The sequence below is a fragment of the Brevundimonas sp. GW821-FHT12C05 genome (assembly GCF_058807475.1).
In genome coordinates this window covers 270,511-292,775 of the sequence record NZ_JBXAQS010000001.1, presented here as the reverse complement: position 1 = coordinate 292,775, position 22,265 = coordinate 270,511, and the positions used below count along the sequence as shown (strand labels likewise).

The window sequence follows — 22,265 nt, the reverse complement described above, 5'->3', positions numbered from 1 at the left end:
GCGGGTCAGGACCGCAGCACCGCGCGGTCGATGCGCGCCTCGACGATCCAGTTGCAGATCACGGCGACCACGCCCGCGATCAGGCCCAGCACGAACAGGAAGGCCGCCTCGGCCGCGCCGGGGGCCATGACGTGATAGGGCGGCTGCTCGCCGATGTTGGCGATGGCCAGGTTGACCATCAGCACATTGTAGGCGGCGCCGAGCAGGCCGATCAGCGGGCCGCCCAGACGCAGGGCCTGCAGATAGGCGGAGCCGCCGGTCAGGCGCGGCCCCGACAGGACCTTGCGCACCGTGACCACGATGGCGGCCAGCGCGGCGACGAGCAGCGCCAGCATGATGATCTGCATTGGCAGGGCCGCGTCCTGGAAGACGACGGCGGGCGTGAGCTTGGGACGGGCCTGCGCCAGTCCGGGAACAAGCGACGCCGCGGCGCCGATGGTGATGAAGCGGATAGCCGACATGACGCCCTCTCGGATTACGTTTGTAATACGATTAGATTACGCATGTAAACTTCTTCGTCAATCCCTCGTCTTCGCCCCTCGCCGGGCGCTGTCCATACGGAGGATGGCGGTGAAGATGACCCCGAGAGCGCCACAGACCGCGCTGGTCGCGATCACCCATGCCGACACCATGAACGACGGGGCCCAGACCGCCGGATTGGCGATGTTCTGCTCAGCGACGAAGAGGGCGGTCGTCGCCAGCTGCATCGCCCCGCCGAACAGGCCGAGCAAGGGAGCCAGCAAGGACAGCATCCGGGTCAACGCCAGGGCGCTGGTCCGAAAGCGGCCGCCCCGGATCAGATCGATCAACGCGATGATGACGACGACGAGCGTCACCAGCACGACGCCGAGCAGGACGTGGTGGGTAAGCGGATCCGTGGAATGAACCACCGCTTCGGTAAGGCTGAGGCGGTGAACGCTCCCCCCCGGCACAACCGCCTCTTCGCTGATCATGACCCTGCCCCCGAACAACAGGGATCACGATAGGCCGGTTCTTCGGCGAGGCGCCAGCCTCCTCAGACGACGGGGATCGCCTGGCTCAGGCGGCCGCCGACGCGGATGGGCTCGACCCGGACGGCCAGGCCCGTGCGGTCGTCGGTCTCGACATAGACGCCGCAGATGGTGGCCGGGCCGTGGGCCGGGGTGTAGCGGCCGCCGGACAGGCGGGTCGTGAAGCGCCGCAGGGGCTCTTCCTTCTCGTTGCCGATGACCGAGTCATAGTCGCAGCAGCCGCCGGCGTCGGTCTGGTAGGCCGTGCCGCCGGGCAGGATCTGGCAGTCGGCGGTCGGGACGTGGGTGTGGGTGCCGACGACCAGGGAGGCGCGGCCATCGCAGAAATGGCCCATAGCCATCTTCTCGCTGGTCGCCTCGGCGTGCATGTCGACGATGATGGCGTCGGCGGCCATGCCCATGGGACAGGCGGCCAGCTCCTTCTCGACAGCGCCGAACGGGTCGTCGACCGCATCCATGTGCACGCGGCCCAGGGCGTTCATGACCAGCACGGTCTTGCCCGAGTGGGTCTCGAACAGATTGGCCCCGGCGCCGGGGGCGTCCATCAGGCGCGGATAGTTGAGCGGCCGGATCAGGCGCGGCTCGCGCACGATATAGGTCAGGGCCTCGCGTTGGTCCCAGCTGTGGTTGCCCAGGGTCAGGCAGTCGGCGCCGGCCATGAACAGCTCGTTGGCCGTATGCTCGGTGATGCCGAAACCGCCCGCGGCGTTCTCGGCGTTGACCACCACGAAATCGAGCTTCAGGTCCCGCTTGAGACCGGGCAGGTGGTCGGTGAGGCCGTCGCGGCCGGACTTGCCGACCACATCGCCGAAGAACGCGAGACGCATATTCAGAGTACCTTTCGGGCGGCGGTATAGCCGACCTCGGTCAGAACGCCATGCAGGCGTATGTCGTGCCCCTCGAGCGGCAGATCCTCGACCTGCTGTCCGGCGTAGGCGAAGCCGATGCGGATAGCCTCCGGCAGGGCGGCGAAGGTGCGGTCGTAATAGCCGCCCCCCTGCCCCAGCCGACCGCCCTGAAGGTCGAACGCCAGCAAGGGGGTGAGGATCAGTTCCGGCGTGACCGTTTCGGCCAGCAGCAGCGGCGCGGGCACCCCCGCCTGATCCAGCTCCAACGGATCGCCGGGCGACCAGCGGCGGAAAATCATGGGGGCGTCCGGCTCAAGCACCACCGGCAGGCACAGGGTTCGCCCCTGTCCGGCCAGGGCCAGGGACAGGGCGTCCATATCGAGCTCAGAGCCGATGGCGCGATAGACGGCGACCGGATCGCCCGGCGGAAGGGCGCCGACATGTTCAGCCGCCCGCTGCGCCGCCCCGGCGTCGAGGCCTGACAGCCGCTTGCGCAGGGCGCGGGCCTCGGCGCGCAGGCCGGCCTTGTGATGAAAGGTCAAAGCGAGGTCCGGGCGTCGCTGCGGTAGGTGAAGGCGACAACGGCGAGATAGACGGCGATGATGAGGCCGCGCGCGCTCCAGGCGAGGGCGCCGTCGGCCGGATCGATGACGACGCCGGCGCCGATCATGGCCAGGATCATGACGACGGTGGCCACCCAGCCCTCCCACGAGGCCGGGGACGCGCCCCAGCCGAACACCTTGGGTCCGAACCAGCCGCGCTTCATCGTAAGCTCCGGGGAGAAAGGGTGGCGGCGCCGCAAGAACCGTGAAGGACGTTTAAATCCTCTCGAACCTGGGTAGCCAGGTGGGCTCCGTGTGCCCGGGCCCTCGAGCCCAAACAGGGACAGATCCCTTCGAGTGAATTAAGGTCGCGAGGAAATGTTGCCTTCGACGTGGGCCGCAGCAGGACCCGCCGTCGAGCAAGATAGTCCTTCACCCCCTCCGGCGCCAGTCCCGCGTCCTTAGGAACGGGGGAAGCGGATGGGCGCCGCGTCGCTGATCCATTGCGACTCCAGTGCATCGCCGGTCAGGCGGATGCGGAATCGGTCGTCGAAGCCTTCGACAGCGAACAGGCCGTCGGCGGTCAACGGGGTCAGACGGGCGGTCTGGCCATTGGTCCGGCGGTAGAGCAGGCCTCCATCGACGAAGAGGATCCGGCGGCTCTGATAGTCGCCGGCCAGGGTGCGGAGCCGGGCGACGGGAATGGTGACGGGGTGCATTCGCGCCTCGATCCCGATGCGGGCCCATTCCCAGTCGGCGCGGTCGGCCGGGTCCGCGTCCGGGCGGGCCTCAAGGGCGGCCAAAGCCAGGGCCTGGGCGGCGTCCAGCTCCTGACCGTCGGGCGCGGCGACATCGGGAGAGATTCCGACCGCCTCCCAGTTGGTCCCGGAGACCGGATGGACCGGACGGCCGAAGGAAACACTGAGCATGAAGGCGGGAGCGACGGGCTCGAAGCCGTTGTTGTTGGCGGCGCCGGCCGTCTTGGACCCGACCAGGGTGCCGAGATGGAATTGCTGGATGTCGTAGGCGAAGGCCTCGGCGGCGGAGCCGACGTTCGCGTTGATCAGGACATAGACCGGCTTGCCCTTGATCCGGCCGGACGGGAGATATTCGAGGGTGCGGGACTGCGAGGGCTCCTCCCCGCTCTGCAGGAAGGTCATCTCCAGCTGATCGCCGTCCATGAAGTGGCTGATGAAGTAGCGGACGGCGCCGTGCGAACCGCCGCCGTTGTTGCGGATATCGATGATGACGGCGTCCCCCTCGCGCAGGAAGCGGGCGGCGGCGTCATAGGCCTCGCCGGTGCGGTCATCGACCCAATGGAACTGGTTGATGCGCAGGTAGCGGACGTTGCCGGGCAGGAGGCGCATGTCCGACAGGCCGTGGTTGGCGCGCACGGCGCCGCGTTCCCACAGAGCTTCCAGCGCCGGGTTCCGAGCCTCCGGCTCGGCCGAGCCGGAGATCGCGGCGGCGTACTGGGCCGGATCGACGTTCACATACATGTGCCGGTCGCCGCTGGAGTCGCGCAGGTCGTCGGTCAGCCGGTCGGCGAAGGTCCGGGGAACGGTCTCGTCATAGCGGCCGGACGCCAGTCCCTGGTCGAGCCGGGCCAGGATGGCGGGAACGCGGTCGGGGAAGACATAGCGCTCCTGGACGATCTGCTTGATGCGGGCGACGGCGGCGGCGCGCTGATCGGCGGTGAGAGGAGCGAGCGGCGCTTCGCTCCGGGCGGCCGCCACGGGGGCGGCGCGCTGGGCGAGCGCGGGGGAGCCCGCCAGGCAGGCCAGGGCGCAAACGGAAACGACGAGGCGGAAACGGGTCATCGGTCAGCTCCAGATCGGGGGGAGGACGCCGCCGCGAGGCGGTCGGAGAAGGATTGGCGGTCGAGGACGTCGAGGGCGCGCGTCAGCACGTCGGCAAGCGGTTGGCCGATATCCGCGTCGAGCCCCGCCGCCGCGGCGGCGGTGGCGGCCCAGCACCGCTCCAGCAGGGGAAGCTGCTCCACCGCGAAGGGAGTCAGGGCGACGATGCGTTCACGGGCGTCAGCCCCCGGCTCCAGCGCGACCCAGTCCCGGCTCGCCATCTGGCTGACCGTCTGGCTGACGGCCGAGTGGGTGACGCCGGTTCGCGCCGACAGGGCGCGAAGACTGGCCGGGCCATGGTTCACCAAGGCCCGCAGGATGGGTGTGAAACGCGGGCGATAGTCGAGGCCCGCGTCAACGTAGGCCTGCTCCACCGCGCCATCGAGATGCTCGATCAGGCGACGAAGCAGAACGCCATGGGTGCGCTGTGAATAGGTCATGCCGAAAGATGTATAAGCGCTGTTACATCTCCGCAAATGACAAATCGGACAGGCGACGGCGCGGCGTCAGACGCCGCGCGGCCGGGCCCCGACGATGGCGGCAAGCGCCTCGTCGATCTCCGGATCGCGGAAGCGGAAGCTAGTGGCCAGCGCCTGGCCCGGCACAATCCTTTGGCCGCCCAGAAGAAGTTCCTCGGCGAAGTCCCCAAAGACTAGCCGTAGCGGCGCGGCGGGCGCGGCGAGCCATGCGGGCCGGTTCAGGGCGCGGCCGAGCGCGCGACTGAGGTCGCGATTGGTGACCGCCCCCGGAGCCACCGCGTTCAGCGGACCGGCGAGGCGCGACTCGGCGACCGCATGCAGGATCAGGCGAACGCAGTCGTCGAGGGTGATCCACGACATCCACTGCCGCCCAGCCCCCATCGGTCCGCCGAGACCGAATTCGAACGGGGTCAGCAGCTTCGACAACATGCCGCCGTCGGCGCCGAGAACCAGGCCGATGCGCAGGGTGACGACCCGCACGCCGAGAGTTTCGGCGCGTAAGGCCGCCTGCTCCCACGCATGGCAGAGGCGGTGGCTGAAGCAGGGGTTGCCGGGACCGGTCTCGTCCAGGGTCTCCTCGCCATGCAGGCCGTACCAGCCGATGGCCGAGCCGCTGACCAGCACCTGGGGTCGAATCTGCAGGCGGGCGATCAGGTGGCGCACATCGCGCGTGACCTTCAGGCGTGAGCGCAGGATGCGGCGGCGCTTGGACAGGGTCCACGGGCTGTCGCTGATCGGTTCTCCCGCCAGGTTGATGACCGCGTCGATGCGCGCATCCGCGGCGATCTGGTTCAGGTCGGTGACGACCGTGATGGGCGCGGGCAGGTCCGCAGTTCTTGGATCTCGGACCAGGGCGATGACGTCATGCCCCGCGCCGGTCAGGGCGGCGATCAGGCGGCGGCCGATGAAGCCGGTGGCGCCGGTGACCAGCACCCGGCGGCGACCGGACAGCTCGCGACCCATGGCGGCGGGATCAGGCTGGACCAACCGGTCGGAGCGTTCGCTCGCCGCCAGATCGCGCAGGCCGAAGATGAAGACTCCGAGCGCCGCCCCGGTCGCCATCAGGCTCCACAGGCCGTGCGAAACCATCAAGAGCCCAGCCGGCTCGCCCGCCCAGTTCAGGAGCAAGGGAACCAGCAGGGTCAGGATGGCCCCGTAGTTCAGAGCCAACAGGGTATGGGTGACGCGCTCGGACGCCGGGAGGCGGCGGGTGCGATCCTCCTCGACGAAATCGGTCAGGGTGATCACCACCTCGACCGCCAGAAGGATCAGGATCGCGCCGGCCAGCAGGCCTTTCGGCTCTGCCCAACCGATCAGCAGGAACAGGGCGGCGTAGATCAGGTTGCGGACGCCGTGCAGACGGAGCTCGGCCTTCTGCGACGGTCGCCACGCCAGCCGCTCGGTCAATTCGTGATGGAACAGGGTGTCGAAAGCGCCCAGGACGATCTGGAGCGCCACAAGGGTCCAGAGCAGGTCGGTCATTTCATGCCTCGTCGGCCGGGGGATCCCGGAAGACCGCGTCCTGGCCGAGGAGCCGACCAAGCCACGGATGATCCAGCGCTAGGGTGAAGGCGAATCGGCCCTCGCCCAGGTCGCGGTGGGTGATGGTCAGGGCGCCGGGCTCGGTCCAGCGCGGCAGGCGAAGGCGCAGGCCCAAAAGGGTCGCGAAGTAAAAGGCGCTGCGGAACACCAGAGCTCCCTCCTCCACCGTCACGGTCAGGGCCATGCCGACGCCGCCGCCGACATGCTCTTCCAGTCCGGTCGGACCCGTGAAGCGTTTGGCGCTGTGGACCACCTGCGGGAAGCCGCCCTTGCGCACATACATGCGGCTCCAGACCTGACCCTGACCGACGGCGTCCTCCGTGACGGCGACCACCGCCGCGCCTGGTTCGAACACCAGCGGCAGGGGGCCGCCGATCAGCCGGGCGGCCTGGGCCAGCAGACGGCCCATTGGATGCGCTTCGACGGCGACGACCTCGCCGCGATAGACAACGGTGGCGCCGCCCTTCATTCGCTTGGAGAAGCGACGGCGGACCGCCGGAGGAAGCGCGGTCCAGTCCTCGGCGGGGAGCAGGGCGCGGAAGCGGAGGTCGGCGAGTTCGCCGTCCCGCGGCTGGACCTCAGTCCTGATCGTCGCAACAGCCCCCACCGTCCCCTCCTCTTCGCTATTTGCCGCCGGGAATGAGCGCCGCGATGCGGGCGCCCAGTTTCAGCAACGCCATCAGCTTGGGCCGGGCCACCGTGGTGATCTGGCCGTACCAGCGGTCGATCGTCTCGGTGAACTCCAGCATCTCCTTCAGCCGCTTCAACGCGACCGGATGGACCGTGGGATCGCCTTCCGCCTCGATGACGCAGGCGCGCAGCGTCGCCAGCGCCGGGTCGATCTCCTTGGCCTTGCGCCCGGCGGCGATCCGGGAGGCGACCTCCCAGATGTCAGCCTCGGCCTCGAAATGCTCGCGCCGGTCGCCGCGGATCGGCACCCGGCGGATCAGGTTCCAGGCCAGCAGCTCCTTGAGGGAGTTGGAGACGTTGGACCGCGCCATCTGAAGGGTGCCCGCGATGTCTTCGGCGGTCATCGGCTTCTCGGCGGTCATCAGGAAGGCATGGATCTGGGCGACCGAACGGTTCACGCCCCAGAAGCCGCCCATCTCGCCCCAATGAAGGACGAAGCGTTCGAGCGATCCGGGAAGTTTCGTTGTTTCTGTCATGACAGAAATATCAGACAGAACAGATCGAGTGTCAACGAGACGCAAGCTGCGTCCGGTCGTCACAGTCCCTGGGCGATTTTCTCCAGCCGCGCGGCGACAGCGTTCAGCGCCTCGGCGACACCGTCTGTGGTAGCGACCGGGTCGGTCGCGACGGAGGCCCCGCCGCCGTTGGTGCGGGCCTCGTGCAGTTCGTCGGCCAGCAGCAGGCCGGCCATCAGGAACAGACGCAGATCGCCGACGTGACCGACCTCGCCCGAGACCTGCCGGACGTGACCGTCGAACTCGGCGGCCAGGGCGCGGACCCGGTCTTCCTGGCCGTCGGCGCAACCGACGGCGTAGGGCCGGCCGTTGATTTCGACCGTGACGGTGGCCATCAGCGCCCCTCCTGTTCGGAGAGGGTCAGACGGATCGCATCGGCGGCGCGGGCCAGGGTCTCGGCGGCGTCGCGGCCGGCGGCCTCAAGCTCGTGAATCCGGGCGCGGTCGGTCTCGCTGGACGGCTGGGGCGCGAAGAGGTCGTCCTCGGGCACGCGGCTGCTTCCCGCGGCGCGGCTTTTCAGGTCGAGCAGACGGCGTTCGAGCAGGGCGAGAGCCCGATCAACGCGATCCTTTGCGGCCGATGCAGCATCCATCCGGTCAGAACCTCCAGAATCCGTATAGAACCCGCGCACGCGTCGGGGTAAAGCGGCGCGCCTCCCTTTTTCCGCCTTCCGACGAAAGGTCTCCACAGTGACCGACGCCAAAGCCGTATCCGCGAAAGCCACCCCGAAGCAGATGGCGGACGCGATCCGCGTACTGGCGATGGATGGCGTAGAGAAGGCCAAGAGCGGCCACCCGGGCATGCCGATGGGCATGGCGGACGTGGCGACGGTGCTGTTTTCCAAATTCATGAAGTTCGACGCGAGCCGCCCCGACTGGGCCGATCGCGACCGCTTCATCCTGTCGGCGGGCCACGGCTCGATGCTGATCTACGCCCTGCTGCACCTGACCGGGTACAAGGCGGCGACCAAGGCGGAACTGTCAAACTTCCGCCAATGGGGCTCCAAGACCGCCGGCCACCCCGAGTACGGCCACATGCCGGGCGTGGAGGTCACGACCGGCCCGCTGGGCCAGGGTCTGGCCACCTCGGTCGGATTCGCGCTGGCGGAACGTCACCTGGCCGCCAAGTACGGCGACGACCTCGTCGATCACCGCACCTGGGTCATCGCCGGCGACGGCTGCCTGATGGAAGGCGTGTCGCAGGAGGCCATCGCCCTGGCCGGCCGCCTGAAGCTGAACAAGCTGACCGTGCTGTGGGACGACAACGAAATCACCATCGACGGCAAGGTGTCCCTGTCGGACGCCACCGACCAGAAGGCGCGCTTCAAGGCCGCCGGCTGGGCCGTGAAGGCCGTGGACGGCCACGACATGAAGGCCGTGAAGTCGGTGCTGGCCTGGGCTTCAAAGCAGGACAAGCCGACGCTGATCGCGTGCAAGACCAAGATCGGCAAGGGCGCCGCCACGATGGAAGGCAGCCACAAGACCCACGGCGCGGCGCTGGGCGCCGCCGAGATCGCCGCCACCCGTCTGGGCCTGGCCTGGGATCACGATCCGTTCGAAATGCCGGAGAACATCCTGTCGGCCTGGCGCAAGGTCGGCCGTCGCGGAGCCAAGGACCGCAAGGCCTGGGAAGCCCGCCTGAACGCCTCGAAGCAGGCGACGGACTTTACGCGCGCCATGAAGGGCGACCTGCCGGAGAGCGCCTTCGCCAAGCTGGACGCCAAGATCGCCGAACTGGTCGAGACCAAGCCCGCCCAGGCCACGCGCCAGTCGTCGGGCGCGGCGCTGGACGAACTGTTCGCCGCCATCCCGGAACTGGTCGGCGGCTCGGCCGATCTGACCGGCTCGAACAACACCTTCGTCAAGGACACGCCGATCCTGGACGCGCCGACCTATGAGGGCCGTTACATCAACTACGGCATCCGCGAGTTCGGCATGGCCGCGGCGATGAACGGCCTGGCGCTGCACGGCGGGGTCATCCCCTACGGCGGCACCTTCATGGTGTTCTCGGACTACAGCCGCCCGGCGATCCGCCTGGGCGCCCTGATGGGCGTGCGTGCGATCCACGTGCTGACCCACGACTCCATCGGCCTGGGCGAAGACGGTCCGACCCACCAGCCGGTCGAGCATCTGGCCGCCCTGCGCGCCATTCCGAACCTGCTGGTCTTCCGCCCGGCCGACACGGTCGAGGCGATGGAGAGCTGGAAGATCGCGCTGCAGACCAAGAACAAGCCGTCGGCCCTGGCCCTGTCGCGCCAGAAGACCGCCGCCGTCCGCGTCACGCCGTCGTCGGAGAACCTGACGGCCAAGGGCGCCTATGAGCTGCGCGCCGCGAAGGGCGAGGCCAAGGCGACCCTGTTCGCCACCGGCACCGAGGTTCCGCTGGCCCTGGCCGCCGCCGACCAGCTGGAAGCCGAAGGCACGCCGACCCGCGTGGTCTCGGTCCCCTGCTTCGAACTGTTCTTCCAACAGGACGCCGCCTATCAGGCCTCGGTCATCGGCCGCGGCACGGTGCGCGTCGCCGTCGAGGCCGCGATCCAGCAGGGCTGGGAGCGCTTCATCGGCGAGGACGGCGCCTTCGTGGGCATGACCGGCTTCGGCGCCTCGGCCCCGGCGGAAGTGCTGTACGAGAAGTTCGGCATCACCACCGAGGCGGTGGTCGCGGCGGTCAAGGCGCGGCTGTAAGGCCGTGTCCCGTCTCGGCGCCGTCAGCCTGCTGGTCCGCGAGTACGACGAGGCGATCGCCTTCTATGTCGGCAAGCTGGACTTCGACCTGACCAGCGACCTCGACATGGGCGGCGGCAAGCGCTGGGTGACGGTGACGCCGAAGGGCGGCGACACCGCCCTGGTGCTGGCCCAGGCGACGACGCCGGAGCAGGTCGCCCGCATCGGCGACCAGGCCGGCGGGCGGGTCTGGCTGTTCCTGGAGACCGACGACTTCGCCCGCGACCACGCCGCGTGGACCGCGGCGGGCGTCGTCTTCCGCGAGGCGCCGCGGCATGAACCCTATGGCGTGGTGGCGGTGTTCGAGGACCTGTACGGCAACGCCTGGGACCTGATCGAACCGACCAAAGGAGAGACCGTCTGATGATCCGCGCCGTCGCCGCCCTGATCGCCCTGCTGGTTTTCGCGGCCCCGGCGGCCGCGCAGACCACCGGCCCCGAGCCGACGCCCATCGTCATCGGCCAGTCCTATGCCCTGCCCTCCGCGACCTATGGCGGGACGCGGGAGATCAATGTCTGGCTGCCGCCCGGCTATGCCGAGAGCGGTAAGACCTATCCGGTGCTCTATCTGCTGGACGGCGGACAGGCGCAGGACTTCCACCACATCTCGGGCCTGGCCCAGCTGGGGACCATCGTCGGCACGACGCGGGACGTGATCGTGGTCGGCGTCGCCTCGGTCGATCGCCGCAACGAACTGGCCCTGCCGACCGAGGATCCGGAGCTGATCGCCCGCTATCCGACGCAGGGGCAGTCGGCGCGCTTCCGCGACTTCCTGTGGAAGGAGGTCCAGCCGTTCGTGGAGGGGCGCTTCCGCACGAACGGCGAGACGGCCCTGATGGGCGAGTCGCTGGCCGGGCTGTTCGTGGTCGAGACCTTCCTGAAGGAGCCGCAACTGTTCGACGCCTATGTCGCCGTCAGCCCCAGCCTGTGGTGGGACGGCGGACAGCTGGCGCGGCAAGCCGGGGCCCATCTGCGCGATCACTCGAACGATCCCCGCACCCTGATCCTGACCATCGCCGACGAAGGCGGAGAGATGCAGGCGGCCATGGACGTGCTGGTGGGCAATCTGCGCCAGTACGCCATGCCCGGCGTGACCTGGGACTATCAGCCCCGCCCGACCGAGAGCCACGCCACCATCTATCACGACGCGGCCTTGGACGCCTTCCGTCGGCTGTACGCCGTTCCGCCCGAAAACTGACTGGAGACCCCGCGATGAAATTGGGAACGCCGCTGTCCGACACCGCCGTGCGGGTCATGCTGCTGGGCTCGGGCGAGCTGGGCAAGGAGGTGGCCATCGAGCTGCAGCGTCTGGGCGCCGAGGTGATCGCGGTGGACCGCTATCCCAACGCCCCGGCCATGCAGGTGGCGCACCGCAGCCACGTCATCCCGATGACCGATCCCCAGGTGCTGAACGGCGTCATCATGGCCGAGGCCCCGCACATCATCGTGCCGGAGATCGAGGCCATCGCGACCGAGGTGCTGGCCCATATCGAGGCCGCCGGCCTGGCCACCGTGATCCCGACGGCGCGCGCGACCCAGCTGACCATGAACCGCGAGGGCATCCGGCGGCTGGCGGCGGAAGAATTGGGCCTGCCGACCAGCCCCTACGCCTTCGCGACCTCGGCCGCCGAACTGGCGGAAGCGGCGCACCGCATCGGCCTGCCGGTGTTCGTGAAGCCGGTGATGTCGTCCTCGGGCAAGGGACAGTCGATGATCGAGGCGCTGGAAGACGCCGGCGCCGCCTGGGCCTACGCCCAGTCCGGCGGACGGGTCGAGACGGCGACGGTGATCGTCGAGGGCCGCATCGACTTCGATTTCGAGATCACCCTGCTGACCGTGCGCTCGAAGGCGGCGGACGGTTCGATCGCGACCTCCTTCTGCGCCCCCATCGGCCATCGGCAGGTGAAGGGCGACTATGTCGAAAGCTGGCAGCCGCAGGCGATGAGCGCGGCCGCCCTGGCCTCGGCGCAGGACATCTCGGGCAAGGTCACAGACGCGCTGGGCGGTCTGGGCGTGTTCGGGGTCGAACTGTTCGTGAAGGGCGATCAGGTCTGGTTCTCGGAAGTCAGCCCGCGCCCGCACGACACCGGACTGGTCACCCTGGCGACCCAGACGATGAGCGAATTCGCCCTGCACGCCCGTGCGATCCTGGGCCTGCCGGTCGACGTCAGTCAGCGCGACATCGGCGCCAGCGCGGTGATCTACGGCGGCATGGACGCCGTGGGGATCGCCTTCGAGGGCGTGGCCGAGGCCCTGTCGGTGCCGACCGCGGACTTGCGGCTGTTCGGCAAGCCCGAGAGTTTCGAGCGCCGCCGCATGGGCGTGGCCCTGGCCCGGGGCGCCGACACGGACCAGGCCCGCGAGCGCGCCCGTGAAGTGTCAGGGAAGGTCCGTCCGGTCCACAGCTGAGACGGTCCGGTCGCGGACAGCGGCCAAAGCCGCCTCCAGCGCCGGGTCACGCCCCTCGCGGACGGCGCGCCAGTCGTCGGGCACGACGATGTCGGGAGTGACCCCGACCTTCTCGAGCGTACGCTTTTCGGGCGTGACCATGACCAGCATCCCGACTCGCAACAGACCGCCGTCCGGCAGGTTTATCGCCCGGGTGCCGGTGACGGCGCCGCGGGTGGTTCCACCGACGACGGTGACCCTGCCATGCTCCTGCATGACACCCGCGAGCAGTTCAGCCGCGCTGGCCGAGCCGGGTCCGGTCAGGATGACGACCGGTCCCAGATAGGGTTGCGGCGCCGGATCGACGTGCATCCGCCGGTCGATGAAACGCCCCTTGAGGATGACGACATCCCGGTCTTCGGCGAAGAACCAGGACATCGTCAGGGCTTCGAGGTTCAACTGCCCACCGCCATTGGTGCGCAGGTCGAGGATCAGGCCAGGGGGCGGATCGCCCGCCAGCCGCTGCATCTCGGTCTTGAACTGGTCGTAGCGGACCTGGTCGAAATCATCGAAGCGGATATAGGCGACACCGCCTTCCAGCGTGCGCGTCTCGAAGCGGGCGATGGGCGGGGTCAGGACGGCGGTGAGGTCCAGGACGTGTTCCCGGCCCTCCTCGTCCAGGAAGACGACCCGGTCCGTCCGGCCGACGACGGGCGGCGAGGCCAGAAGGGCCGGACGGCCCGCGATCGTGTGAATCTTCCAGCCCGGCAGGACGCCCGCCTCCGCCGCCGGCATGCCCGGACGGACAAAGGCGACATAGCGCTCGTCGCCGCGCGGGGTGACCACGATGCCGAAGCCGGCCCGCGCCTCGCCCTGTTCGCGGGCGCGCACCATCTCGCGCTCGACGGGGCTGAGGGTGTGGGTGTGGTCGTCGTCAAGCAGATCCAGCAGTTCGGTCAGCCGGGCGTAGAAGCCGTCCTCGTTCGGCTCGGCCACGGCGGCGGCGCGGCGAGCGGCGGCGGCCTCCATGAAGGGCACGCCGCCGAAGTCGCGCTTGTAGAACAGCCGTTCCACATAGCCGACCGCGGCGTCATATACCTGGGCGTTGAGAGCCGCCCGCGCCGGCGAACCGTCGGCGACCTGCACGGGCGGGGGCAGTTCGTCCGACCGGGCGTAGGGGATCGAGGCGCAGGCCGCCAGCGACAGGGCGAAGGCGACGACAAGGACGCGGCTGACGATGCGGAGCATTCGCCCAAGCTAGAGTGAAGGGGTCCCCGCGGCCAAGGCTGTTTCGCCCTGCCCCCGGGCGGCCAGGGCGGAAATCGCCGCCTGAAGGGCCGGGTCGCGACCGGCCTGACGATCCTCGCGGGTCGCAGCAGCCTCATGATCGGGGGTCACGCCCCGCTTCTCCAGCCGCAGCCCGCCCGAGGTGACGAAATCGGCGCGGCTGAGCGTCAGGCGCCCGCCGTCGGGCAGGCGGGTCTCCTGCGAGACCAGGACGGCGCCGGCGGTCCGCTCTCCGACGACCATGGCGCGCCCGGCTTCCTGCAGGGCCGCGGGGGTCAGTTCGGCGGCGCTGCGGCTGTCGCCGTCGACCAGGACGGCGACGGGATTGACCACCGGCCCATCCAGTTCGCCACACCCCCCGCCGGTGCGCATGATGATCTGACGGCCCGAGCGCGGCGTGCGCGTGGCCCAGACCTGGTCGCGCGGCAGGAAGCAGCTGAGCACGGCCTCAGCCTCCATCAGCCGTCCGCCGGGGTTGCCGCGCAGATCGACGATGACGTCGGTTTCGGGCGGCAGGCCCGCCAATTCCCGCCCCATCCAGCGGCCCAACCCGGGCTCGAACCCATCCACCCGCAGCACCACCACCCCAGGTCGCGAACGGTCGGCGACGAAAGCAGGTTGGGGGTCCATGACGACGGGCGTGAGATCCAGCGGACGCGGTCGCCCCTCCTCGTCAAGGAAGGTCAGGTTGATGGTGCGGCCCTCGATCACATCCTGTTCGGGGCTCCACAACCCCTCACCCGTGTGCAGCCGCCAGCCCTCGGTCACCCCCGCCGCCTCGGCCGGAGAGCCGCGACGGACGGACTCGATGGTGTAGTCGCCGGGATGGGCCGAGTCCGGCCGCAGGGTGACCCCGATGGCGGCGCGGCGTTCGCGCAAACGGTCCTGGCGGCGCACGACGGCGGGCGGGGCGGCGCCGGCGTGGTCGTCGTCAAGCAGGCCCAGCATCTCGTCCAACACGACATAGAGGGCGCGGTCGTCGGGGGCGGCCAGGGCGCGGGGGCGGTAGGCGCCGCGCGCCGCGTTCCAATCAACCCCGTGCAGCCGGGGATCATAGTATTGGGTGCGGACTTCGCCCCAGACCTGGTCGAAGACCCGCTGGTTCATCCGCGTCCGTTCGCGCGGCGACAGGACAGTCGAGGCGATCGGAGCCACGACAGCGGGCGCCTCGTCAGCAGCGCGCGCCCCGGCGAACGACGGAGCCGCGACGAGCACAAGGCCCATCGCGGCTGACACGGTCAGTCGTGAAACGAGACGACGGAAAGACATCAACCCACGTTAGGGCGCCCGCCGTATGACGGCCAAATCACGAATTCGCCGGGTGCGGATCACTCGCCGTCGGTCGGCGCGGTGCGGCGGGCGAAGACGTGGACCTGGTTTTCGCCGGCGCCCTCGCCCTCCTCGACGAAACCGGAGTGGTCGGCGTCCATCCGGGAGAAGGCTTCGCGCAGCGGCGCGACAAACTCGGCCTCGCTGATCTTGCCGTCGCCGTCCTTGTCCAGATCGTCGGAGTCGTGGCCGGAGCCGCCGACTGTACGAACCTCGACCCTGGCGTCCCGCCCGCCGCCCGGACCGCGCCGGATATGCACCGCGCCAGGGCCGCCATCCGGCAGGGTGCGGACCACAACGCGGGCGTCCTCGCCCGGGCCGTCCGGACCGACGAAGACCATGGTGTGCTCGCCGTCGCGTTCGAAGCGGGCTGCGCGCTCGCCCCCCGGACCCGGACGCCGAAGTTCGAAACGCTCCACGCCGGCCCCGCCGCCCAGACGCCGGACGGCGACATGACCGCCGCCCGGCCCATGGTCGGACGCCATTTCGTCCCGCGACAGGCGACCATCGCCGTCCTTGTCCATCCGGCCGAAGGCGTCGTTCAGGGGCGCGGCGAATTCCTCGCGGGTGATCTGGCCGTCGCCGTCCGCGTCGATATTGCCCGGACCGTCGCCGCCGGCGCCCATGAAGACAAAGTGGCTGCTGCGCGCTTCCGGTGCGGGCGGCGGCGCGGGCGGGTCCTGCATCAGGGCGGCGGACAGGGCGATCAGGGTCAGCATGGGCGAGGGCCTTCAGACGTTTCGATGGCCTGTTGAAGCACCGTCGCCTTGCATCGATATTTCAGCGTTCGCGGACAATGTTTCAGTGCTGAAATGACGGCGTCTTCAAGGTTCGACAGAATGGCGGCCATGCAGAACGACACCCAACGCATTCTCGTCGTCGACGACGATCCCGGCATCCGCGAGGTGCTGTGCGACTATCTGATCCAGCACGGCTATGACGCCGTGGGCGCCGCCTCGGCCGCCGAGATGGACCGCGCCATCGCGACCCGCGCGCCCGACCTGATCGTGCTGGACCTGATGATGCCGGGCGAGGACGGGCTGTCCGTCTGCCGCCGCATGTCCGGCAAGGGCGTGCCGATCGTGATGCTGAGCGCCATGGGCGAGGACACCGACCGGATCATCGGCCTGGAACTGGGCGCCGACGACTACCTGGCCAAACCCTGCAATCCCCGCGAACTGCTGGCCCGGGTGCGGGCCGTGCTGCGCCGTCCGCGCGAGGAGCCGGGCACGACCGGACCGGCGTTGAATTTCGCCGGCTGGCGGTTGGACCTGCTGCGGCGCGACCTGACCCGGCCGGATGGCGAGCCAGTCAGCCTGTCCGCCGGCGAATTCGCCCTGCTCCGCGCCTTCGCTGAACGGCCCGGACGGGTCATGACCCGTGACCAGTTGCTGGAACGGGCTCGGGGCGCGGACGCCGATGTCTTCGACCGCGCCATGGACGTGCAGATAAGCCGCCTGAGGAAGAAGCTGGACGACGGTTCGGGGCTGGAGATGATCCAGACCCTGCGCGGCGAGGGCTATATGTTCGACGTGAAGGTCGAACGGCAACGGGCCGCGACTTGAAGCGTCCCTCCTCCTTCCCGGTCTTCGTCCAGGTCGCCGCGCTGGCGGCGGTGGCGCTGATCCTGTCGCAGGCCGTGACCTTCGGCCTGGTCGTGCTGTCGCCTGATCCCAAGCCCGTGGGCTTCAGCATGGCCGCCGCCGTCCAGGCCCTGAAAGGCGAGACCGCCGAGACCTCGGACGGGCGCCCCCTGCGCCGCCGCATCACCGATGAACCCGTCAAACGCAGCGACCGTGACGCCGGCGATCCGATAGCCCTGGCCATAGCCGGCTACCTGGCCCAACGGCTGGATGTCGCGCCGGGCAAGGTGCGGGTCTCCGTCGAACACGGTCCGCGCCGTCGGGGTCCGCGCCGCGAAAGGCCGCCCGAGGAGGAGGACGCCCGCGGGCGGCCGCGCGAGGCGGATTTCATCTTCGTTCGCCCCGACGGGCCGGGTGGCGCGACCACAGTTCGCAGCGGCGCCGTCGTGACGTCCCGGGATGGCCCGACGCGCTTCACCATGCGCCGTGCGGAAGGCGACGGCCGCACGATCATGAACTCGACCATCCAGCAGTTCACCATCCAGGCCGACCGGCTGACCTTCGCCCCCTTCACCGCCTCGGTGCAGCAGGACGACGGGCGCTGGGCCACGGTTGAGCCCCCGCGCGGCCTGCTGTCGCCGTGGCAGCAGAGGGTGCTGCTGGGGCTTCTGATCTCGATGCTTCTGCTGGCGCCGCTGGTGTGGTGGATGGCGCGGCGGCTGACGCGGCCGATCCGGGTCTTCGCCGACGCCGCCGAGCGACTGGGAGCCGATCCCGACGCCGAACCGCTGACGCCGTCAGGACCCAGCGAGGTGCGCACCGCCATCCACGCCTTCAACGACATGCAGGCGTCCTTGCGCAACCACATGCGCCAGCGAACCCAGACGGTGGCCGCCATCGCCCACGACCTGCGCACCCCGCTGACCCGGCTGCGCTTCCGGGCCGAGCAGGCGCCGGACACGGTGCGCGACCGCATGGCCGCCGACATCGAGGAGATGGACGCCCTGATCGCCCAGGCCATGGCCTTCGTGCGCGGCGAGACGCAGCCGGAGCGGCGCGAGGCGCTGGACCTGGATACCCTGGCCGCGGACTGCGTGGCGGGTTTCGCCGAGACCGGGGCGGGGGTGGCGTTCGACGGCGGCCAGACTCTGTCTGTGATGGCCGACCCGGCCGCCCTGCGCCGGGCGCTGGACAACCTGGTCGGCAACGCCGTGAAATACGGCGGCGGCGCGCGGGTGAAGGCCTTCGCCGCCGACGGAGCCGCGGTCGTCACCGTCGAGGACGACGGGCCTGGCCTGCCGGAAGAGGAACTGGAGACGGCGTTCGAACCCTTCCATCGCGGCGAGCGGTCGCGCAGCCGCGAAACCGGCGGCGCAGGCCTCGGCCTGACCGTCGCCCGACAGGCGGCGCGCGCCTCAGGCGGGGACGTGGTCCTCTCCAACCGAACGGGCGGCGGCCTGACCGCCCGGCTGCACCTGCCCCTGAACACAGCGGAGCCTGCCTGATGCGTCATCTCCTGATCGCCGCCGTCCTGCTGGCTGCGACGCCCGCCGTCGCCCAACAGCCGCCCGCGCCGGTCGCGGCGGCGGAGCGGCTGACCCCGCGCCAGACCGCCGACGCCGTCGCGGCCCGCATCCGTCAGCTCTATTTCGATCCCGCCGCCGCCGAGCGGATCGCCGGCGCTCTGGAACAGGCCGCCGCCTCCGGCGCCTTCGACGCCCTCACGGATGGGCCGGACCTGGCCGCCGCGCTGAGCGCCCGTCTGCGGCCCGCCGATGCGCATTTCAACGTCGCCTACGATCCGGACGCGCCCGCCGTGCGCTTGCGTCCGGGCGAAGGCGGACCGCCGCCCCGCCCCACGGCGCGGGGCCAGAACCCGGAGGCGCGCGCCCACTACGGCTTCCGCAAGGTCGAGATCCTGCCGGGCAACATCGGCTACATCGACCTGCGCCAGTTCTCGAACATCGACTTCGCCAATCCGGATGATCCGGCGCGCAAGGCGGCGGACGCGGCCCTGGCCTTCGTGGCGGATGCGGACGCGGTCATCTTCGACCTGCGCGACAATGGCGGCGGCGCGCCGTCGATGGTCGGCTACCTGACCAGCGCCTTCACCCCGGCCAATGCGCCGATCTACAACATCTTCCACAGCCGCGAGGGAACCCGGAGCGAGGCGCCGACGGTCTTCTATCCGACGCCCCGGCTGGATGTGCCGCTGTATGTGCTGATCAGCGCCCGGACCGGGTCGGCGGGCGAGGCCTTCCCCTACACCCTGCAGGGCGCCCGCCGGGCGACGATCGTCGGCGAAGCCTCCGGCGGCGCGGCCAATCCGGGCGGCATGGTTCCGGTCGGCGGCGGGTTCGCGGTCTTCATCTCGCAAGGATCGCCCCGCAATCCCGTCACGGGCCGGAACTGGGAAGGAACCGGCGTGCAGCCCGACGAAGCCACGCCGTGGAGCGAGGCGTTGGACCAGGCCCAGGTGTTGGCGCTGGAGCGAATCGTCGCGGCTGACGCCGGCCGACGCGACGCCGTCTGGGCGCTGGAAGCCCTGACCGCCTCGGCCGCGCCGGGCGACCTGGTTCCCTATGCGGGGACCTATGGCGAAGCGACGGTGTCGGTGAGCGGAGACGGCCTGGCCATCGCGCGCGGCCGCCGTCCGCCGGTTCTGCTGCGACGACTGGACGGAGACACCTTCACCGTGGTCGGCGATCCGTCGCGGCGCTACCGCTTCAGCCGCGATGCGAGCGGGCGGGTGACGGCCTTCGACGGCCTGAGCCCGAACGGCCCGGGGCCGCGCGCACGCCGCACCGATTGAGGGTCGGCGTTACAGTTGATCACGCCTTGTTACGGCCGCGGGGTTGAATCCCCGGCCCGAGGGTTCCATTGAAGCGCCGACCCTGAACATCGCGCTTCCAAAGGAGCCCTGCCCATGACCGTCCGCGTCGCCATCAATGGTTTCGGCCGCATCGGCCGCCTCGTCCTGCGTTCGATCGTCGAGCACGGCCGTCGCGACATCGAGGTGGTGGCGATCAACGATCTGGGCCCGGTGTCCACCAACGCCCACCTGCTGAAGTACGACTCGGTCCACGGCCGCTTCCCCGGGACGGTCGAGCACGGCGACGACTGGATCGACGTGGGCCTGGGCAAGATCAAGGTGACCGCCGAGCGCGATCCCGCGAACCTGCCGCACAAGGAACTGAACGTCGACATCGCGTTCGAGTGCACCGGCATCTTCACCGCCCGTGACAAGGCCGAGGCCCACCTGAAGGCCGGCGCCAAACGCGTGCTGATCTCGGCGCCGGGCGAGAACGCCGACAAGACCATTGTCTACAAGGTCAACCACGAGACCCTGACCGCCGACGACATCATCGTCTCGAACGGCTCGTGCACCACCAACGCCCTGGCGCCGGTGGCCAAGGTGCTGAACGACCTGTTCGGCATCGAGCGCGGCTACATGACCACCATCCACGCCTACACCGGCGACCAGCCCACGCTGGATACGATGCACAAGGATCTGTACCGGGGCCGCGCCGCCGCCCTGTCGATGATCCCGACCTCGACCGGCGCCGCCAAGGCCCTGGGCCTGGTGCTGCCGGAACTGAAGGGCAAGCTGGACGGCTCGTCGATCCGCGTCCCGACCCCGAACGTCTCGGTCGTCGACCTGAAGGTCGTCGCCGGTCGCGAAGTGACCGTGGCCGAGATCAACGCCGCTCTGCAGGCCGCCGCCGACGGTCCGATGAAGGGCGTGCTGTTCACGACGACCGACCCGCTGGTCTCGTCGGACCTGAACCACATCGCGGCCTCGTCCACCGCCGCCCTGCCCCAGACCCAGGTCGTTGACGGCAAGCTGGCTCGTGTCCTCAGCTGGTACGACAACGAGTGGGGCTTCGCGACGCGGATGTCCGACACCGCGCTGGTGATGGCCAAATTCCTCTGATGATGACGGAGGCCGGTGAGATCGTTCGCCGGCCTTCTTCGTTTCCGGCTCGGACCGCGCCGGCTCGGGTCGCCGTCGGCTTCCTCGTCTACCTTTGGTGCGCAATCGCACCATTCCTGCCGTTAGGCGGTCTCACTGACCTGGCCTACTCGGCGGTCGGCCACCTTTGGCCGGCATCCATTTTGGCCTTGGCCATATGGGCGCTTGTCGATCATGTGATGACCCGCAAGTGGCTTCTTGCCTTCCTGCTCGTTCCTGTGGTGACCGTCTTCCACTTCATCGCAACGGGAGCCGTCGTGATGCTCTTCTCCTTTCTTGCTACCGGACAGATGTCATGACCTTCCGCACCCTCGACGACGCAGGCTCCCTCGCCGGCAAGACCGCGCTGGTTCGTGTGGACTTCAACGTGCCGATGGAGGCCGGGAAGGTCACCGAGGACACCCGCCTGCGCGTCGCCTTGCCGACGATCAACAAGCTGCGCGATGCGGGCGCCAAGGTGGCCCTGCTGGCCCACTTCGACCGGCCCAAGGGCCAGCGCGTGCCGTCGATGAGCCTGCAGCCGGTCGTCGACGACCTGGAGCAATTGCTGGGCGCGCCCGTCCGCTTCGCCAATGACTGCGTCGGCGACGAGGCCAAGGCCGCCATCGCCGACCTGGATGCGGGCGGCGTGGTGCTGCTGGAAAACGTCCGCTTCCACGCGGGCGAGGAAAAGAACGACCCGGCCTTCGCCAAACAGCTGGCCGAGCTGGGCGACGTCTATGTCAACGACGCCTTCTCCGCCGCGCACCGCGCCCACGCCTCGACCGAGGGACTTGCCCGCCTGCTGCCCGCCTACGCCGGCGAGTCGATGCGCCGTGAGCTGGATGCGCTGGACAAGGCATTGGGCAATCCGGTCAAGCCGGTGATCGGCATCGTCGGCGGGGCCAAGGTCTCGACCAAGCTGGACCTGCTGCAGAACCTGGTCGCCAAGCTGGACCGCCTGGCCATCGGCGGAGGCATGGCCAACACCTTCCTGTACGCCCAAGGCGTCGATATCGGCGGCTCGCTGGCAGAGAAGGACATGGCCGACACCGCCCGCGCCATCATGGAGACGGCGAAGGCCAAGGGCTGCGAACTGCTGCTGCCCATCGACGTGGTGGTGGCGACCGAGGTCAAGCCGGGCGCCGCGACGCGCACCCTCAAGGCCGGCGAGGCGCTGGCCGCCGACGACAAGATCCTGGACGCCGGTCCCGAGACCGTGGCGCGCCTGATCGCCGCCATGGACGCCTCCAAGACCCTGATCTGGAACGGCCCGCTGGGCGTGTTCGAGGTGCCGCCCTTCGACGCCGCCACGGTGGCGGCGGCCAAGCACGCGGCCGAACTGGTCAAGGCCGGCGCGCTGGTCGCCGTGGCCGGCGGCGGCGACACCGTCGCAGCCCTGCATCATGCGGGCGTGGCGGACGACATGACCTTCGTTTCCACCGCCGGGGGCGCCTTCCTGGAGTGGATGGAGGGCAAGCCCCTGCCCGGCGTCGAGGCGCTGCAAGTCAACTAAGGA

25 protein-coding genes and 1 other RNA gene are annotated in these 22,265 nt (G+C 69.6%); 10 read left to right on the top strand and 16 right to left on the bottom strand.

Annotated features, from left to right (window positions below; translation table 11 throughout):
* Positions 1 to 5: 5 nt before the first annotated feature.
* From AC1RRF_RS01380 to AC1RRF_RS01320, 13 genes are all read right to left on the bottom strand, one after another.
* Positions 6 to 461 carry a hypothetical protein gene (locus AC1RRF_RS01380; RefSeq protein WP_492832113.1) on the bottom strand — a complete coding sequence of 152 codons (456 nt, stop codon included), beginning with the start codon at positions 459 to 461 and terminating at the stop codon, positions 6 to 8.
* A 57-nt stretch (positions 462 to 518) separates the two neighbouring features.
* Positions 519 to 953: a hypothetical protein gene (locus AC1RRF_RS01375; RefSeq protein WP_492832111.1), complete on the bottom strand. Its 435-nt coding sequence runs from the start codon at positions 951 to 953 to the stop codon at positions 519 to 521.
* 62 nt (positions 954 to 1,015) lie between these two features.
* Positions 1,016 to 1,837, bottom strand: a complete 822-nt coding sequence (locus AC1RRF_RS01370; protein WP_492832109.1) for a TIGR00282 family metallophosphoesterase — start codon at positions 1,835 to 1,837, stop codon at positions 1,016 to 1,018.
* A gap of 2 nt (positions 1,838 to 1,839) precedes the next feature.
* Complete coding sequence (locus AC1RRF_RS01365) at positions 1,840 to 2,400, bottom strand: 5-formyltetrahydrofolate cyclo-ligase (protein ID WP_492832107.1); 561 nt, start codon at positions 2,398 to 2,400, stop codon at positions 1,840 to 1,842.
* A complete protein-coding gene (locus tag AC1RRF_RS01360) occupies positions 2,397 to 2,624 on the bottom strand; it encodes a hypothetical protein (RefSeq protein ID WP_492832105.1) in 228 nt (75 codons plus the stop codon). Before AC1RRF_RS01360 ends, AC1RRF_RS01365 begins: the two co-directional genes overlap by 4 nt.
* Positions 2,625 to 2,647: 23 nt before the next feature.
* A non-coding RNA gene (gene ssrS, locus AC1RRF_RS01355) (6S RNA) lies at positions 2,648 to 2,809 on the bottom strand.
* 52 nt (positions 2,810 to 2,861) lie between these two features.
* On the bottom strand, positions 2,862 to 4,220 hold the full coding sequence (locus AC1RRF_RS01350; protein ID WP_492832103.1) for a S41 family peptidase: 1,359 nt from the start codon (positions 4,218 to 4,220) through the stop codon (positions 2,862 to 2,864).
* Positions 4,217 to 4,699, bottom strand: a complete 483-nt coding sequence (locus tag AC1RRF_RS01345; protein ID WP_492832101.1) for a MarR family winged helix-turn-helix transcriptional regulator — start codon at positions 4,697 to 4,699, stop codon at positions 4,217 to 4,219. The genes AC1RRF_RS01350 and AC1RRF_RS01345 overlap by 4 nt, the downstream gene beginning before the upstream one ends.
* Positions 4,700 to 4,765: 66 nt before the next feature.
* Positions 4,766 to 6,220 (bottom strand): TIGR01777 family oxidoreductase, encoded by a 1,455-nt coding sequence (locus tag AC1RRF_RS01340; protein ID WP_492832099.1) that lies wholly within the window; start codon positions 6,218 to 6,220, stop codon positions 4,766 to 4,768.
* A gap of 1 nt (position 6,221) precedes the next feature.
* Positions 6,222 to 6,887: a DUF4166 domain-containing protein gene (locus AC1RRF_RS01335; RefSeq protein WP_492832097.1), complete on the bottom strand. Its 666-nt coding sequence runs from the start codon at positions 6,885 to 6,887 to the stop codon at positions 6,222 to 6,224.
* A gap of 16 nt (positions 6,888 to 6,903) precedes the next feature.
* On the bottom strand, positions 6,904 to 7,446 hold the full coding sequence (locus AC1RRF_RS01330; RefSeq protein WP_492832095.1) for a GbsR/MarR family transcriptional regulator: 543 nt from the start codon (positions 7,444 to 7,446) through the stop codon (positions 6,904 to 6,906).
* 59 nt (positions 7,447 to 7,505) lie between these two features.
* On the bottom strand, positions 7,506 to 7,820 hold the full coding sequence (locus AC1RRF_RS01325; RefSeq protein ID WP_492832093.1) for a cell division protein ZapA: 315 nt from the start codon (positions 7,818 to 7,820) through the stop codon (positions 7,506 to 7,508).
* Positions 7,820 to 8,077, bottom strand: coding sequence for a hypothetical protein (locus AC1RRF_RS01320; protein WP_492832091.1), 258 nt, complete (start codon positions 8,075 to 8,077; stop codon positions 7,820 to 7,822). Before AC1RRF_RS01320 ends, AC1RRF_RS01325 begins: the two co-directional genes overlap by 1 nt.
* 97 nt (positions 8,078 to 8,174) lie before the next feature.
* Here AC1RRF_RS01320 and tkt point away from each other — a divergent pair, with 97 nt between their 5' ends.
* The 4 genes from tkt to purT are packed head-to-tail and all read left to right on the top strand — an operon-like array spanning position 8,175 to position 12,616.
* Complete coding sequence (gene tkt / locus AC1RRF_RS01315; protein ID WP_492832089.1) at positions 8,175 to 10,169, top strand: transketolase; 1,995 nt, start codon at positions 8,175 to 8,177, stop codon at positions 10,167 to 10,169.
* Positions 10,170 to 10,173: 4 nt separating this feature from the next.
* The gene (locus AC1RRF_RS01310) at positions 10,174 to 10,572 is read left to right on the top strand and encodes a VOC family protein (protein ID WP_492832087.1); all 399 of its coding nucleotides are present in this window, start codon (positions 10,174 to 10,176) and stop codon (positions 10,570 to 10,572) included.
* Positions 10,572 to 11,405 carry an alpha/beta hydrolase gene (locus AC1RRF_RS01305; protein ID WP_492832085.1) on the top strand — a complete coding sequence of 278 codons (834 nt, stop codon included), beginning with the start codon at positions 10,572 to 10,574 and terminating at the stop codon, positions 11,403 to 11,405. The genes AC1RRF_RS01310 and AC1RRF_RS01305 overlap by 1 nt, the downstream gene beginning before the upstream one ends.
* Positions 11,406 to 11,419: 14 nt before the next feature.
* On the top strand, positions 11,420 to 12,616 hold the full coding sequence (purT, locus tag AC1RRF_RS01300) for a formate-dependent phosphoribosylglycinamide formyltransferase (protein WP_492832083.1): 1,197 nt from the start codon (positions 11,420 to 11,422) through the stop codon (positions 12,614 to 12,616).
* On the opposite strand, the gene AC1RRF_RS01295 is transcribed toward purT, so the two are convergent.
* The 3 genes from AC1RRF_RS01295 to AC1RRF_RS01285 form a co-directional block, all read right to left on the bottom strand.
* Entirely contained in the window at positions 12,587 to 13,843 is a 1,257-nt protein-coding gene (locus tag AC1RRF_RS01295; RefSeq protein WP_492832081.1) for a S41 family peptidase, read from the bottom strand. The genes purT and AC1RRF_RS01295 overlap by 30 nt on opposite strands.
* A 9-nt stretch (positions 13,844 to 13,852) precedes the next feature.
* Complete coding sequence (locus AC1RRF_RS01290) at positions 13,853 to 15,106, bottom strand: S41 family peptidase (RefSeq protein ID WP_492832079.1); 1,254 nt, start codon at positions 15,104 to 15,106, stop codon at positions 13,853 to 13,855.
* 104 nt (positions 15,107 to 15,210) lie between these two features.
* Complete coding sequence (locus AC1RRF_RS01285; protein WP_492832077.1) at positions 15,211 to 15,930, bottom strand: EF-hand domain-containing protein; 720 nt, start codon at positions 15,928 to 15,930, stop codon at positions 15,211 to 15,213.
* A gap of 129 nt (positions 15,931 to 16,059) precedes the next feature.
* On the opposite strand from AC1RRF_RS01285, the gene AC1RRF_RS01280 reads away from it, so the two are divergent.
* The 6 genes from AC1RRF_RS01280 to AC1RRF_RS01255 all read left to right on the top strand — a co-directional run bounded on the left by AC1RRF_RS01280 (position 16,060) and on the right by AC1RRF_RS01255 (position 22,262).
* On the top strand, positions 16,060 to 16,776 hold the full coding sequence (locus tag AC1RRF_RS01280; RefSeq protein WP_492832075.1) for a response regulator: 717 nt from the start codon (positions 16,060 to 16,062) through the stop codon (positions 16,774 to 16,776).
* Positions 16,773 to 18,299, top strand: a complete 1,527-nt coding sequence (locus AC1RRF_RS01275; protein WP_492832073.1) for an ATP-binding protein — start codon at positions 16,773 to 16,775, stop codon at positions 18,297 to 18,299. The genes AC1RRF_RS01280 and AC1RRF_RS01275 overlap by 4 nt, the downstream gene beginning before the upstream one ends.
* Positions 18,299 to 19,606: a S41 family peptidase gene (locus AC1RRF_RS01270; RefSeq protein ID WP_492832071.1), complete on the top strand. Its 1,308-nt coding sequence runs from the start codon at positions 18,299 to 18,301 to the stop codon at positions 19,604 to 19,606. Before AC1RRF_RS01275 ends, AC1RRF_RS01270 begins: the two co-directional genes overlap by 1 nt.
* Positions 19,607 to 19,720: 114 nt before the next feature.
* A complete protein-coding gene (gene gap / locus AC1RRF_RS01265) occupies positions 19,721 to 20,728 on the top strand; it encodes a type I glyceraldehyde-3-phosphate dehydrogenase (RefSeq protein ID WP_492832069.1) in 1,008 nt (335 codons plus the stop codon).
* Complete coding sequence (locus AC1RRF_RS01260; protein WP_492832067.1) at positions 20,728 to 21,066, top strand: hypothetical protein; 339 nt, start codon at positions 20,728 to 20,730, stop codon at positions 21,064 to 21,066. Before gap ends, AC1RRF_RS01260 begins: the two co-directional genes overlap by 1 nt.
* The gene (locus AC1RRF_RS01255) at positions 21,063 to 22,262 is read left to right on the top strand and encodes a phosphoglycerate kinase (protein WP_492832065.1); all 1,200 of its coding nucleotides are present in this window, start codon (positions 21,063 to 21,065) and stop codon (positions 22,260 to 22,262) included. The genes AC1RRF_RS01260 and AC1RRF_RS01255 overlap by 4 nt, the downstream gene beginning before the upstream one ends.
* Positions 22,263 to 22,265 lie beyond the last annotated feature (3 nt).